Genomic DNA, 14,583 nt, shown 5'->3' with positions numbered 1-14,583 from the left:
ATTAGCGTCGCCAAAAGGCTGGGAAAAATAGAACAATGAGCGTCAGTATCTCGAGTCGTCCCATTAGCATGCCTAAACTTAGCAACCATTTAGCGGCGTCTGGCAGTGGAGCAAAGTTCCCGGTTGGACCGATCACGCTGCCCATGCCTGGGCCCACGTTGGCAACGGCTGTGATAGCGCCTGAGATGCTTGTTATTGGGTCTAACCCCATCGCACTCAAACCACCAGCAATTAAGATAATCGTAATAAAGAACATCAAACCAAATGCGACGAGTGAACGCACAATGTCGTCATTCACAGGTCGCTGATTGTAGCGTTGAACAAACACGCCCGATGGGTGAATTAGCTTCATCATTTGTTTGTGGAGCATGGTCATCGCGATCTGGAAGCGGAAGATTTTGATACCGCCAGAGGTTGAACCCGAGCAAGCACCCGCCATCATTAGGAATGCAAACAAGGTAGTTGGTAGTGCACCCCACGCGGTGAAGTCTTCTAAGCCAAAACCGGTTGTGGTGACGACTGATACGATGTTGAACATCGAAACTCGCATCGCATCCATGACTGTGTAGCCATCTCTCATGACCAACCATGTGGAGATCACGGCACTGGTGACTAAGAATAGGTAAGTGAAGCCTCTGACTTGCGCATCTTTGTAGAGTATTGAGAGTTTTCTGCCTCGCAGTGCGCTAACAAACAGTAAGAACGGCAGGCCGCCAAGGAACATGAACAGTGTTCCTACCCAGTGAGCACTATTAGAGAAGTGGTTCATTGAGCCATCTGATGTTGAGTAACCACCCGTCGACAGTGTTGTGAAGGCATGATTGATCGCATCGAAGATGCCCATGCCTGCAAACAGATAGCTAATGATGCATAAGCCAGTCAGAACCAAATAAACCGCCACGATGTTTTTCGCGACTGTTTTCGCTCGTGGGCTACTTTTATCTGACCAATCGGATGATTCGGTTTGGAACAGGCGCATACCACCAACGTTGAGCATTGGTAGAACTGCTACCGCCATAACGATGAAGCCGATGCCACCTAACCATTGCAGTATTGAACGCCACAATAGGATGCTTGGTGCCATGCTGTCTAAGCCGCTTAATACGGTTGAGCCTGTTGTGGTGATACCAGACATGGTTTCAAAATAGGCGTCAGTGAAGCTGATGTGGTTGATGAAGACAAACGGCAATGCAGCAAAGGCACTGGCAATAGTCCAGACCAGAGAGGTGATCAGGAACATATCCCGCACCCCCAATCGAAACTTAGCGGAGCGGCCTAAACTCAAGCAGATGAACGCCACAATGTGCGTGATCACGACCGATTGACCAAACTCGAGAAAACCACCGGTGCCAGTAAAGAAGGCAACCAATGTGGGGATGTACATGAAAAGGGCGAGTTTTGATAACACTAACCCTATTACTAATAATATCGGACGAAAGTTGACCATAGCTTAATAGACCATAGCTTTAATTGATTACAGCTTTGTGTCGGAGCGTCGTTCCCACAAAAAGAAAGTTGCGAGAACGATGCTTACGAGAACAAGGCTATAAGAAGAACGGGCTCGGTTGGAATAGAGACTCAACATCAGGTACGTATTTCTTGTCCACTAGGAACATCACTACGTGGTCATCTTGTTCGATTACGGTTCTATCGTGCGCGATAAGTACTTCTTCTCCGCGAACAATCGCACCAATAGTGGTACCCGGTGGTAGTTTGATGTCGCCAATCGCTCGACCAACAACCTTAGAGGTGGTTTCGTCACCGTGAGCAATCGCTTCGATAGCCTCAGCAGCACCACGGCGTAGAGATGATACATTTACAATATCAGCACGACGAACGTGGGTAAGCAGCGCAGAAATGGTCGCTTGCTGTGGCGAGATAGCAATATCAATCACACCACCCTGAACAAGGTCGACATAAGCGCCACGCTGAATCAGCACCATTACTTTCTTGGCACCCATTCGCTTCGCCAGCATCGCTGACATGATGTTGGTTTCATCTTCATTGGTTAGGGCAATGAACACGTCCACCTGATCGATGTTCTCTTCGGTTAGCAGTTCTTGGTCGGCTGCATCACCACAGAATACGATGGTGTTTTCTAATTCTTCAGATAACTTCTCGGCGCGAGTGTAGCTGCGTTCGATAAGCTTGATGCTGTAGCTCTGCTCAAGGCGTTTAGCTAAGCTTGCACCAATGTTACCGCCACCAACAATCATGATGCGGCGGTACGGCTTCTCTAGGCGTTGAAGCTCACTCATTACAGAGCGGATATGGTTACTTGCTGCGACGAAGAAAACCTCATCATCGGCTTCAATGATGGTAGTGCCTTGTGGGCGAATAGGGCGACCTTGACGGAAGATAGCGGCTACACGAGTATCAATGTGCGGCATGTGTTCACGCAAAGCAGACAGTGCGTTACCAACCAATGGTCCACCGTAGTAAGCTTTTACTGCTACTAGGCTAACCTTCTGTTCAGCAAAGCTCACAACCTGCAATGCACCTGGATATTGAATCAGGCGCTCGATGTAGCTGGTGACGAGTTCTTCTGGGGCAATCAAATGATCGACCGGAATCGCCCCTGATTTGAAGAGTGCTTCTTTCTCTTCTAAATACTGTGGAGAGCGGATACGGGCAATACGGTTTGGTGTGTTAAACAGAGAAAAGGCAACCTGACATGCGGCCATGTTGGTTTCATCCATGTTGGTTACGGCAACCAACATGTCGGCATCTTGCGCGCCCGCTTCACGTAGTGTGTTCGGGTGGCTGGCATAACCGTTTACAACTCTAAGGTCGTATTTGTCCTGAAGTTCACGAAGTCGGTCGGCATTACGGTCGACAATCGTGATGTCATTGTTTTCACCCACTAGGTTTTCAGCAAGGGTACCGCCAACTTGTCCAGCACCTAGAATAATGATCTTCATAGCCTTTCTCTTATTTTTTGCCGTTGTAATTCTAGTGATCTCTTTTCGCTTTGATAATGCACTAGAAAGAAACAGCGGCTAAGAAATAAATTCTTAGCCGCTGTTAGTTGTTATGCCTGTTTTACTAGAACTGCGTAGTAGAAGCCATCCATATCTTCTTCACCAGGTAGTATTTGACGACCCGGTTTTTCGATATCAGACCCAACTAGCGTTGCGTTCTCGGTGCGCTCTAAGAATGCTTTCACTTGCAGCACGTTTTCTTGCGGCGTGATAGAACATGTCGCATAAACCATGGTGCCGCCTTCTTTTAGCTGGCGCCACATTGCATCCAAAATCTCACTTTGCAGCTCTGCTAGTGCATCAATATCAGATGCACGGCGTAGCCACTTAATGTCAGGGTGACGGCGGATTACACCCGTCGCTGAACACGGAGCATCAAGTAGGATGCGGTCAAACTGACTGCCTGTCCACCACTCTTCAGGGTAGCGAGCATCACCACAGATCACGTCGGCACGCAGTTGTAGGCGTTCAAGGTTATCGTAAACGCGGTCTAGGCGTTTAATATCACTGTCGATTGCAACCACTTCAGTGTCTTGAGTATGTTCAAGAATGTGTGCAGTTTTACCGCCAGGTGCTGCGCAGCAGTCTAGGATTAGTTCACCATCTTTTGGTGTTAGGTAATCAACAGAAAGCTGAGCTGCAGCGTCTTGTACTGATACCCAGCCTCGGTCGAAACCAGGAAGCAAAGTAACATCACAAGGTGACGCTAATTTTATGGCATCAGCCGCTTCAGGGTGCAGCGTGTATTCAATGTTTTCGTTTTTAAGCAGTTCAACATACTCGTCACGAGTGTGGTGTTGGCGGTTTACACGCAGCCACATTGGTGCCTTGCTGTTGTTTGCTTCAACTAATTGCTCCCACTGATCTGGGTAGCTTTCTTGAAGCATTTTTAGGATCCAGCTTGGATGGCTGTATTTGCCCGCATTGTGGCTAACGGCTTTCTCATCTAGCTCTTCTTGATCGCGCAGGTAGCTGCGAAGCACTGCGTTGATCAAACCACTCAGGCTTGGGCCGCGCAGTGTTTTGGTTGCTTCAACTGTTTCAGCAACGGCAGCATGCGAAGGAATGCGCATAAAGCTCAACTGGTAAATGCCTACTAAGATCAGGTGGTGGAATACGCGCTTTTTACCTTTAAGCGAGTTTTCCATCAGTTCGTTAGCGATTGACTCTAAGCGAGGCAGGTAACGAAGTGCGCCGTAGCAAATCTCTTGCAGTAGAGCATGGTCTCGCGGACGGATCGTTTTTTGAGCCGCAGGGAGAGCGTGTGAAAGAGAGTGGCCTTTATCGACAACTTGGAATAGGACATTTGCAGCAGCAGCGCGAACATTCATGAGGGGTACCGAATATTTATTTGAATACATGAGGGCATCTCTGCCCTCGTAAAGGTTTTCTAAATAGTGTTTTTACAAGCTACACGTTTTTAAGTACATATTGAGTAGCTTTAAAGCGGTTAAGAAAGTTGAGTACCAACTTCAAACCAGCTTGCACGTGAGTTCAAGATGTCTTGAACTGACATGGCTTTTTTGCCTGGAACTTGTAGCTGTTCCAATACTAGTACTTTGTCGCCAGTCGCAACATAAATACCAGTCTTATCTGCTTTGATGATTGAGCCAGCTGGCGCAGATGTCGATTCTTCATCAACACGTGTCTGCCAAACTTTAATGCTTTTTTCATCATTAGAGCTGCTATCAACAATCGCAAAGTGACTCATTGGCCACGGGTTGAAAGCGCGCACACAACGTTCGATGTGTTCTGCACTGTCATTCCAATCAATTTTAGCTTCTTCTTTGCTCAGCTTCTTCGCGTAGTTAGCAAGTTCGTCGTCTTGCTTCTCAGCAACAGCCTTACCAGAAGCTATGTCTGCTAAACACTCAACAAGCGCATCAGGACCAAGACCAGCTAACTTCTCGTACATTGACGCACTAGTATCTGTAGATTCGATTGGTAGCGTCGCGATGCTGAGCATATCACCGGTATCAAGGCCGATATCCATCTGCATGATCGTCACGCCTGTCTCTTTATCACCTGCCCAGATAGAGCGTTGGATAGGAGCAGCACCACGCCAGCGCGGTAAGATAGAACCATGTACGTTGATACAACCTAAGCGAGGCGTATCTAATACAGCTTGTGGAAGAAGCAAGCCGTAAGCGACAACAACCATGATGTCAGCATTCAAATCTGCTAGCTCTTGCTTAGCTTCATCTGACTTGAAGTTTTCTGGTTGGTAAACCGGAATATTGTTTTCAAGTGCGATGTTTTTTACTGGGCTCGCAGTCAGTTTTTTACCGCGGCCTGCTGGACGATCTGGCTGTGTGTAAACAGCAATAACTTCATGCTCCGAAGACAACAACGCCGCCAAATGACGGGCGGCGAAATCCGGAGTACCTGCGAAGACAATTCTTAAAGATTGACTCAAGGTAGACTTCCTTCTTAATTTAGTAATAGCAGCGGTTATTAACCTTGTTTCTCGTTGAAACGTTTAATCTTCGCTAGCTTATCTTGAATACGTTTGCGCTTTAGTGGCGATAGGTAATCAACAAACAACTTGCCTTCTAGGTGGTCAAGTTCGTGCTGAACACAGATAGCCAGAAGGTCGTCAGCGTCGAATGTGAATTCGTTGCCTTCACGGTCTAAAGCTTTAACCGTTACTTCTGCAGCGCGAGGTACTAGAGCTCGAGCGCCTGGTACAGATAGACAGCCTTCTTCGATACCATCTTCGCCACGTTTGTCGGTAATTTCAGGGTTGATCAGAACCATAGGCTCGTCACGTGTTTCTGAAATATCGATAACAACGATGCGTTGGTGGAAATCTACTTGCGTTGCCGCAAGGCCGATACCTTCTTCGTCGTACATGGTTTCAATCATGTCATCAACGAACTTTTGAATCTCTGGGGTAACTTCTTTTACCGGTTTCGCCACGGTACGTAGACGATCATCTGGTAATGTTAATACTTGTAATACAGACATATACACTCGAAATATTGAACTGTGCCGAAACAGCTTAAACCTTGTTGGCTCAATTCTAGACATTTTAGAGGTCAAATGACAGCATCCTGAAGGTAATTCTCTAATCAGATGTCATATATTCAGACCAAGGAACCTAGGTCATGCGTCATTTTTCCCCCGCTTTATCTCTTATTTGTGCCTCGCTTTCGTTCGCCGTTATGGCTGAAAATAGTGAGCAACCTTTAACCATTAAACAAGGCGCACCCGAGGCGTATGTGGTGGTGAAGGGCGATACTTTGTGGGATATCTCCGCGATGTATCTTGATAGTCCATGGCTGTGGCCGAGGTTGTGGCAGGTCAATCCTGAGATAGAAGACCCTCACCTTATTTACCCCGGAGATAAATTGTCTCTGGTTTGGGTTAATGGTGAGCCTGTATTGAGCCTCAAACCCGTCATCAAGCTAAGCCCTAAGATTCGTGTATCAGAGAAGAAAGCAGTACCTACCGTGAATGAGGCGCTTGTTCTACCGTATCTACAATCTGATCGTTTGGTTGAGCAACAAGATATCCAATCTGCTCAACGAGTGTTGGGGACAAGTGATGGCAAACGTTTCTTATCGGGTGAAGACCGACTATTTATCTCGGGTAACCAGCAACATCAAAAATGGGGTATTTACCGTTCTGTCGAAACTTACCAACGACAGCAACCTCAAGCTAGTATGACTTCTTTGCGTTTGGTCGCCACGGCGCGCTTAAAAGAGGTGGATGCTGAGTTCAGTAGTTTGCAAATAGAGACTCAGCTGCAAGAGGTACTGCTCAACGACCTCGTGTTACCAGAACTTGGCGTTGATCAGGTGAAGCTCTCAACCACGTTTTATCCTGCGCCTAGTGCTGCGGGTCAGTTTGCTAATATCTTGGGTTCGTTAGATGGCAGCCAATACAGTGCAAAGAATCAGGTCGTGGTTATTAACAAAGGCTCGCAAGACAATCTTCGCCAAGGCTCTATGTTTACGCTCTGCGAAAGCGGTGCGGTGGTGTTTGGTAAGCAAGGCGAATACAGCTATAAAGAGTCGGCGGCGAGCGATAAGGTGCAATTGCCAAGTACCTCACTTGGTAGTTTGATGGTCATTCGTCCTTATGAGTATTTTAGCTTGGCTTTGATCACTCAGAGCTCTAAGCCTGTTAGCAATGACATTCTGGCGGTATCGCCTTTGGACCTTGCTTTGACGGAAGAGCTTAAGGGCACCGAGTGAATGAGCAACAACTGAGCGCTTGGCTAACTCTAAGTTTTGTACCGCAATTGGGTGGCAAGCGACTTTCTCGACTGCTGAGCATTGATTCTCCTTTTAATATTGTTGGCTACTCAAGCCAGCAACTGCAAGCGATTGGCTTGTCAGCTAAGCAAATCTCCTATTTAAGAGAGCAAGCCCCAAGAGAAATGGAGGCTTGCTTAGCATGGCAAGCAAAACAAACTAACCATCACATCATTACCCCTAATTGCTCACATTATCCCAAACTACTGAACGAGATCGCCTCTGCGCCAAGCGTACTTTTCGTTAAAGGTCACGTTGAAAAACTGATCGAGCCTCAGATCGCGATGGTTGGTAGCCGTAATGCCAGTATCGAAGGGCTGCAGACAGCGAAGTCCTTCGCCAAAGAGTTCGTCCAAAATGGTTTGATTGTCACTAGTGGCTTAGCGTTGGGTATTGATGGTTATGCTCATGATGGTGCTCTAGATAAAGGAGGAGAGACTTTCGCGGTTTTAGGTTCAGGTTTGGATTCCATTTACCCAGCGCGGCACAGAAACTTAGCCGATAGGATCTGTGAAAATGGTGCATTGGTTTCAGAGTTTCGCCCAAGTGCCAAACCACGACCTGAACATTTCCCTCGCCGTAACCGTATTATAAGTGGATTATCGCTCGGAACCTTGGTAGTTGAAGCGGCTGAGAAGAGCGGCTCTTTGATTACAGCTCGCTATGCCATGGAGCAAGGCCGAGAAGTGTTTGCGCTGCCCGGTTCAATTCATAGCCCTACCAGCCGTGGCGGCAATAGCTTAATTAAAGCCGGTGCATGTTTGGTGCAAAATGCTCAAGATGTTCTGATCGAAATAAAGAGTCTGTTAGACTGGTCTATAGATCAGCAGCCCAGTTTGTTCGAGCCTACGCCGAATGAGAGTGAAAATGAACAATTGCCATTTCCACAGCTGTTAGCTAACGTAGGATTAGAGGCGACACCCGTTGATATTTTGGCACAGAGAACCCATATACCTGTGCATGAGGTCATGATGCAGCTTTTAGAGCTTGAGCTCTCAGGGCATGTTGTTGCAGTTTCCGGTGGCTATATTCGAAAGGGGAGAGGCTAAGCTATGATGATGGACATACTGATGTACTTGTTTGAAACCTACATCCATAGCGATTCTGAATTGCAGGTGGATCAAGATGAGCTGGAAGATGAGCTTCTTCGAGCAGGGTTTCACCAAGATGATATTTATAAGGCCCTCCATTGGTTAGAAGATCTTGCTGCATTGCAAGATACCGAGAACCAAGCGGCGATTAGTGTGTGTTCCAATACCTCGATGCGTATTTATACCAGTCGAGAGATTTCACGTATTAATATGGAGTGTCGAGGCTTCTTATTGTTCCTTGAGCAGATCAACGTGCTTACGACAGAGATTCGTGAAATGGTGATTGATCGTGTGATGGGGCTTGAGACCAACGAATTTGAATTGGATGATCTGAAATGGATTATCTTAATGGTGCTATTTAATGTACCGGGTAATGAAAGTGCTTACACGCAAATGGAAGAGCTGTTGTACACCAAAGAGCAAGGTATCTTGCATTAATACAGGCTTGTCATGAGTAGTAAGATTGATAATCAGCTTTTTTCAGCACATGAACATGCATTAGAGCATGAACCATGTCCACAGTGTGGTGGAGAGCTTCAGCTTCGCCATGGTAAGCACGGCCCATTTTTAGGCTGTAAGCAGTATCCGAGCTGTGATTACATCAAGCCGTTGCATCAAAATGATGGCCACGTGGTGAAAGAGTTGGGTGTACCGTGCCCTAAATGCCAAAACGAATTGGTATTAAGGCAAGGCCGCTTTGGGATGTTCATTGGCTGTAGCAGTTACCCAACGTGTAATCACATCGAATCTTTGGACCAACCAAAAGAACAACTTGAAGAGCAGCCACTTGTTGCTTGCCCTGAGTGTGGCAGAGGCCATTTGGTTGAGCGTAAATCTCGCTATGGCAAAACCTTCTATGCTTGTGATAACTACCCAAAGTGTAAGTTCGCAGTAAACCAACCACCTATTATCGGTCGTTGTGAACAGTGTCAGTTCCCGTTGTTACTTGAGAAGAAAACAGCCAATGGAATCAAGAAAGAATGTGCTGATCGCAAGTGTCACCACATTCAATCTCAATAACCTGATGTTATAGACAAAAAAACGGCGCTCACTGAGCGCCGTTTCTATATCCAATAAACGTTCTATATTCATCAAGCAATGTAGACTTACTTCATCTGCTCAGCAAATTCATGCACAGCAGGGTAGGCTTGCTTATCGAGAATGTCTGCCAGTGAGCATAACGCTCTTTGCAGCTCTGCGTTGTAGTCAGCGCTCACGTTAATGTGGCCCATCTTACGACCTGCACGCTTCTCTTTACCATACCAATGAACATGACAGCCACCTTGAGCAAGAATTGCTTCAGGTAGGGTATCTTCGCCAAGGATGTTGATCATTGCGGTTGGGCGAATCAGTTTGGTGCTGCCTAGTGGCATCCCACATACGGCACGTAGGTGGTTCTCAAACTGACAAGTTTCAGCGCCTTGCTGCGTCCAGTGGCCAGAGTTATGAACACGTGGTGCAATCTCGTTAACCAGCAGTGAACCTTGAACATCAAAGAACTCTAGCGCGAGCACACCAACGTAATCTAAGCGTTCAGCAATGGCAGTGAACATGGTTTTCGCTTGCTCTTGCAGTTCAATGTCATCAATCGCTGTCGATAAGCTCAACACGCCATCGGTGTGAACATTTTCAGCCAGTGGGTACACTTGAATCTCACCATTGGCGCCACGAGCACCCACCAGTGATACTTCGCGGTCAAACGGGACAAACTCTTCAGCAACAATGGCTTGGTTGTCTGTTGCTGCGATGCACTCAGCCATTTCTGTCCAAGTCGCGTCAACGTTATCTAATGTCTTTAAGCGCCATTGACCTTTGCCATCGTAGCCGCCAAGTGTGCTCTTCAATACCATTGGTAAGCCAACGTGAGCGATCGCAGCGTCAAAGTCTTCGCGAGAGTTAATCACGTAGTACTTAGCATTTTTCACGCTTGCTTCGTCTAACAGGATTTTTTCAAGGCGACGGTCACCGCCAGCTTTGATTGCTTCTGTTGTCGGTAAGAACTTACCGCTGCGTTCACATACCTCAAGCACGTCGTGAGGAATATGTTCGAACTCTGCAGTAATGACGTCCGCACGCTCAATCGCATTGTCTAAGCCGTTGCCTAGAATCGCTTGCGTTAATGGGTGAACAATATTTTTGCTGCCAACATCAAAAGCAGAAATTTCAATATTCAGCGGTGCCCCAGCTAGGGACATCATGCGAGCAAGTTGGCCCGCGCCTAACACAAGAACATGCATGGGAATTAGTCCTCTGCAGGGTTTGGATTAGCAAGAACCGTTTCTGTTTGCTCAGAGCGGAACGCTTCTACTTTCGCCATCACTTCTTCATTGTGTGTACCAATGATTTGAGCGGCTAGGATGCCTGCATTGGCTGCGCCAGCTTCACCGATAGCCAGAGTACCTACCGCGATACCTTTTGGCATTTGTACGATAGAAAGCAGTGAGTCCATGCCTTTCAGTGCTTTAGACTGAACAGGAACACCTAAAACAGGTACGCTTGTGAAAGCTGCAGCCATGCCCGGAAGATGCGCAGCACCGCCAGCACCAGCAATAATCACTTTAATACCGCGCTCTTTCGCACTGGTTGCGTAGTCAGCAAGCAACTGAGGTGTGCGGTGAGCAGAAACCACTTTTGTTTCGTACGCCACGCCAAACTGATCCAACATTTCTGCAGCTAGCTTCATTGTTGGCCAATCAGATTTAGAACCCATGATAATACCGACAGTCATCTCAAACTCCTTCAGGTACGATTTAATTAGTGATTAGATATTTTGCGCGCATTATACGGGTAAAATTGCTTAAGGAAAACGTTTGCGTCAGTCTAAGTTGTTAATTGATACATTTTATAAACAAATAGCTTTAGTCACAGTGAATGATAATTTGTACACTTAGCGAGTTCGATAACAGAATTAATGAGGCAACCCTTGGATAACTTTCAACATACTTTGCAGGCATTACAACAAGGTGAAGTCATTGCTTACCCGACAGAAGGCGTTTTTGGGGTCGGTTGTGATCCCGATAATCCACAAGCCATTAAGAAACTGCTCGACTTAAAACAACGACCGATGGAAAAAGGGTTGATCCTAATTGCTGCAAGTTACGAGCAGTTGTTGCCTTATATTGACGAAAGCCAACTAACCGATGACCAATTAGCGACGGTTAAAGCGACATGGCCAGGTCCGGTCACTTGGATTATGCCAACCAGCAGTAAAGTTACTGACTGGGTAAGCGGTCAATTTGATTCGATCGCGGTACGCGTGACTGATCACCCTTTGGTTCAAAGAATGTGTAATGAATTCGGTAAGCCGTTAACCTCGACCAGTGCTAACCTGACAGGTGAACCACCTTGTATGACGACTGAAGAAGTTCAACAGCAACTGGGTCAACATTTGGTGGCTATTCTCGAAGGTCAAACGGGTGGTCGTGAGAAGCCAAGCGAAATTAGAGATGCAAAAACCTCGAAAATATTAAGACAGGGTTAAACCCTGCAAAGGAAGAAAGATGTCAGCAATTGATAAAGAAGCAGTAAAACAGTTTTTACTGAGCCTACAAGATTCGATTTGCCAACAGCTTGAGCAAGCTGATGGCACAGCACTGTTTGAAGAAGATGCATGGGAGCGTGAACCTGGCGAACGCCTTGGTGGCGGTGGTCGAACTCGCGTGATGACCAACGGTGCGGTCTTTGAGCAAGGTGGTGTTAACTTTTCTCACGTTGCAGGTAAGGCAATGCCAGCTTCAGCAACCGCTCACCGCCCTGAATTAGCCGGACGTAAGTTTGAAGCTATGGGGGTGTCGTTAGTTATCCATCCTAAAAACCCATACATCCCAACCTCACACGCGAACGTTCGATTCTTTATTGCGGAAAAAGAAGGTGAAGACCCAATTTGGTGGTTTGGTGGTGGTTTTGATTTAACACCATTCTATCCTTTTGATGAAGATTGCCAGTCTTGGCATCAAACCGCTAAAGATCTGTGCGCACCATTTGGTGAGGACGTTTACCAAGAACATAAAGAGTGGTGTGATAAATACTTCTATCTGCCTCACCGAGACGAAACACGCGGTGTTGGTGGTCTGTTCTTTGATGATCTGAATGAGTGGGGTTTCGATAAGAGCTTTGCTTATATGCAGGCTGTCGGTGAAGGCTTTGCAGCCGCCTATCTACCAATTGTAGAACGACGAAAAGAGACGTCTTACGGTGAGCGCGAGCGTGACTTCCAACTTTATCGTCGTGGTCGCTATGTTGAATTTAACCTAGTTTATGACCGTGGCACCTTATTTGGTCTGCAAAGTGGTGGTCGCACAGAGTCTATATTGATGTCTATGCCGCCGTTGGCTCGTTGGGAATACCGCTACGAACCACAAGCGGGTTCACCAGAAGCTCTTCTTTATAGTGACTACCTCAAACCTCGAGTTTGGTAGTTCTTCCTTCCTTATAGGGATAGTGATAGGGTCATCTATATAGATGACCCTTTTTATTTCTGTTAGGTAAGGATATGACACAGCAAGTAGATCGTTATGCCGTTTTCGGTAACCCTATTGGGCAAAGCAAATCGCCATTCATTCACACATTATTTGCTCGCCAAACCAGCCAACAACTTACCTATACAGCACTCCAGCCAGAACAAGGTGAATTCATCATTGCTGCTCAAGCTTTTTTTAGTGAGGGTGGTAGAGGGTGTAATGTCACAGCACCTTTTAAAGAAGATGCGTATCAGTTCGCTAATCGCCTGACTGAAAGAGCTGAACTAGCAGGTGCCGTAAACACACTTAAGAAGCTCGATGATGGAGAGATCATTGGTGATAACACCGATGGTGAAGGCTTAGTTCAAGACCTTCTTCAACATCAAGTTGCGTTAAAAGGAGCTCGCGTTCTTCTACTTGGTGCTGGTGGTGCTGCTCGAGGAGTGATTCAACCTCTACTCGACCAAAAGCCACAACAGTTGGTAGTCGCTAATCGAACCCGTTCAAAGGCTGAACTTCTGGCTGAGATGTTTTCTTCACATGGAAACATCAAAGGAATGGGGTTAAGTGATGTTAATGAAGGGTTTGATGTCATCATTAACTCGACCTCGTCTGGTCTAAGTGGTCAACTTCCTGAAGTTTCTGAGATTATCTTCAATTCGAATAGCGCCGTTTATGACATGGTTTACGGATCGGGCACCACGGTATTCAATCATTGGGCATTAGATAATGGTGTTCATGCTGCTTATGATGGCTTGGGTATGTTAGTGGGGCAGGCAGCAGAGAGCTTTATGCTTTGGCGTGGCCTTCGTCCGGGAACAAAACAGATTTTAAGAGAACTACGTAAAAACCTAGAGATGTAATGAGGTATTTATAAAAAATGAATCAATCAATTCTATTTCCTGATATCCAAGATTGGGATGAAGAAAATCAATCAATCATCTTTCCAGCACAGCAGTCTGGCGCACTGATTGAGTGTGTTATGTCTATTGAAGAGCTGTCTCGATTGGCAGGTAAAGATATAGAAGAAGGCGATCAAGCTTTAGTTATCTTTTCAGAGTTACGTTTCGATATTGAAGAGCTAGCGGAAGAGTTAATAGAAGAAGAGGAGTATGACTCCTCTCATCGGATTCAGATCAAAGCGTTTTAGACTGGTAACACAGAGTCTAGATAGTCGTTTTTATTCTGAACATAGTTGTCAGCTGACTTCTGTAAAAAGGCACGCTCTTTATCATTTAATGGGCGTGCTTGTTTTACTGGACTTCCGACATATAGATAACCGCTTTCAAGTACCTTATTAGGCGGAACCAAGCTACCAGCACCAATCATCACATCTTCTTTAATAACCACGCCATCGAGCACGATAGCTCCCATACCAACAAGTACACGATCTTCAATGGTGCAGCCATGCAGCATTACTTTATGCCCGACAGTGACATCATTACCTATTAGTAGAGGATAACCCTCTGGGTTTTCTGCATTCTTATGGGTGACGTGCAAAACGCTACCGTCTTGGATATTCGTTCTATCTCCAATATGAATGTGGTTTACATCCCCTCGAGCTGCAACCAAAGGCCACACACTAGAGTCGTCACCGATTTTTATATCACCAACCAGTACAGAGCTTGTATCTATATAGACACCTTGTCCAATCTGAGGGGATACTCCTTTATAACTGCGTATTGAACTCATAAATCCTCCTTTATATAGGTACCTTAAGCCCTTAATTAAGGGGAATACTAGTGAAAATGGGGTGTTTTGAACAAAAAACGCTCGAACAATCAAAAAAGTA

General features: G+C 46.2%; 16 protein-coding genes. 8 read left to right on the top strand and 8 right to left on the bottom strand.

The features are described from left to right. Position 1 precedes the first annotated feature (1 nt). The 5 genes from ACED53_RS08160 to def form a co-directional block, all read right to left on the bottom strand. Positions 2–1,447: a TrkH family potassium uptake protein gene (locus tag ACED53_RS08160; protein WP_017099684.1), complete on the bottom strand. Its 1,446-nt coding sequence runs from the start codon at positions 1,445–1,447 to the stop codon at positions 2–4. A 97-nt stretch (positions 1,448–1,544) separates the two neighbouring features. Further along, complete coding sequence (gene trkA / locus ACED53_RS08155; protein WP_004735766.1) at positions 1,545–2,921, bottom strand: Trk system potassium transporter TrkA; 1,377 nt, start codon at positions 2,919–2,921, stop codon at positions 1,545–1,547. A 110-nt stretch (positions 2,922–3,031) separates the two neighbouring features. Further along, positions 3,032–4,312, bottom strand: coding sequence for a 16S rRNA (cytosine(967)-C(5))-methyltransferase RsmB (rsmB, locus tag ACED53_RS08150; RefSeq protein ID WP_017099685.1), 1,281 nt, complete (start codon positions 4,310–4,312; stop codon positions 3,032–3,034). A 119-nt stretch (positions 4,313–4,431) separates the two neighbouring features. After that, the gene (fmt, locus tag ACED53_RS08145; protein WP_017099686.1) at positions 4,432–5,397 is read right to left on the bottom strand and encodes a methionyl-tRNA formyltransferase; all 966 of its coding nucleotides are present in this window, start codon (positions 5,395–5,397) and stop codon (positions 4,432–4,434) included. 38 nt (positions 5,398–5,435) lie between these two features. Next, positions 5,436–5,948, bottom strand: coding sequence for a peptide deformylase (def, locus tag ACED53_RS08140; protein ID WP_004735769.1), 513 nt, complete (start codon positions 5,946–5,948; stop codon positions 5,436–5,438). Positions 5,949–6,088: 140 nt separating this feature from the next. Here def and ACED53_RS08135 point away from each other — a divergent pair, with 140 nt between their 5' ends. Genes ACED53_RS08135 through ACED53_RS08120 form a run of 4 tightly spaced genes read left to right on the top strand, consistent with a single transcriptional unit; the run spans position 6,089 to position 9,351 of the window. Beyond that, positions 6,089–7,180 carry a LysM peptidoglycan-binding domain-containing protein gene (locus tag ACED53_RS08135; protein ID WP_017099687.1) on the top strand — a complete coding sequence of 364 codons (1,092 nt, stop codon included), beginning with the start codon at positions 6,089–6,091 and terminating at the stop codon, positions 7,178–7,180. Continuing rightward, positions 7,177–8,289 (top strand): DNA-processing protein DprA, encoded by a 1,113-nt coding sequence (gene dprA, locus ACED53_RS08130; protein WP_017099688.1) that lies wholly within the window; start codon positions 7,177–7,179, stop codon positions 8,287–8,289. The genes ACED53_RS08135 and dprA overlap by 4 nt, the downstream gene beginning before the upstream one ends. Positions 8,290–8,292: 3 nt before the next feature. Then, entirely contained in the window at positions 8,293–8,769 is a 477-nt protein-coding gene (locus ACED53_RS08125) for a DUF494 family protein (protein WP_009848094.1), read from the top strand. 12 nt (positions 8,770–8,781) lie between these two features. Continuing rightward, the gene (locus ACED53_RS08120) at positions 8,782–9,351 is read left to right on the top strand and encodes a type I DNA topoisomerase (protein WP_017099689.1); all 570 of its coding nucleotides are present in this window, start codon (positions 8,782–8,784) and stop codon (positions 9,349–9,351) included. An 86-nt stretch (positions 9,352–9,437) separates the two neighbouring features. Here the strand turns inward: ACED53_RS08120 and ACED53_RS08115 are convergent, their stop codons facing one another. Together ACED53_RS08115 and purE are read right to left on the bottom strand one after the other, a co-directional pair. Beyond that, positions 9,438–10,568 (bottom strand): 5-(carboxyamino)imidazole ribonucleotide synthase, encoded by a 1,131-nt coding sequence (locus tag ACED53_RS08115; protein WP_017098118.1) that lies wholly within the window; start codon positions 10,566–10,568, stop codon positions 9,438–9,440. A gap of 5 nt (positions 10,569–10,573) precedes the next feature. Further along, positions 10,574–11,059, bottom strand: a complete 486-nt coding sequence (purE, locus tag ACED53_RS08110) for a 5-(carboxyamino)imidazole ribonucleotide mutase (protein WP_004735777.1) — start codon at positions 11,057–11,059, stop codon at positions 10,574–10,576. A gap of 195 nt (positions 11,060–11,254) precedes the next feature. Between purE and ACED53_RS08105 the strand changes: the two genes are divergently transcribed. From ACED53_RS08105 to ACED53_RS08090, 4 genes are all read left to right on the top strand, one after another. Further along, a complete protein-coding gene (locus tag ACED53_RS08105; protein ID WP_029222950.1) occupies positions 11,255–11,812 on the top strand; it encodes an L-threonylcarbamoyladenylate synthase in 558 nt (185 codons plus the stop codon). Between the two features lie 19 nt (positions 11,813–11,831). Continuing rightward, positions 11,832–12,749 (top strand): oxygen-dependent coproporphyrinogen oxidase, encoded by a 918-nt coding sequence (gene hemF, locus ACED53_RS08100; protein WP_017099691.1) that lies wholly within the window; start codon positions 11,832–11,834, stop codon positions 12,747–12,749. Positions 12,750–12,823: 74 nt separating this feature from the next. Beyond that, positions 12,824–13,654, top strand: coding sequence for a shikimate dehydrogenase (gene aroE, locus ACED53_RS08095; protein WP_017099692.1), 831 nt, complete (start codon positions 12,824–12,826; stop codon positions 13,652–13,654). Positions 13,655–13,671: 17 nt separating this feature from the next. After that, positions 13,672–13,941 carry a DUF1488 domain-containing protein gene (locus ACED53_RS08090; RefSeq protein WP_017099693.1) on the top strand — a complete coding sequence of 90 codons (270 nt, stop codon included), beginning with the start codon at positions 13,672–13,674 and terminating at the stop codon, positions 13,939–13,941. Here the strand turns inward: ACED53_RS08090 and ACED53_RS08085 are convergent. Next, the gene (locus tag ACED53_RS08085) at positions 13,938–14,483 is read right to left on the bottom strand and encodes a gamma carbonic anhydrase family protein (protein ID WP_017099694.1); all 546 of its coding nucleotides are present in this window, start codon (positions 14,481–14,483) and stop codon (positions 13,938–13,940) included. The two genes, ACED53_RS08090 and ACED53_RS08085, sit on opposite strands and share 4 nt — an antisense overlap. Positions 14,484–14,583: the final 100 nt, after the last annotated feature.

The sequence above is a fragment of the Vibrio sp. 1F169 genome (genome assembly GCF_041439605.1).
In the GTDB taxonomy this organism is placed as follows: Bacteria; Pseudomonadota; Gammaproteobacteria; order Enterobacterales; family Vibrionaceae; genus Vibrio; species Vibrio tasmaniensis_A.
Note: the sequence above shows the minus strand (reverse complement) of the source record. Positions and strands in the feature narration are given on the sequence as shown.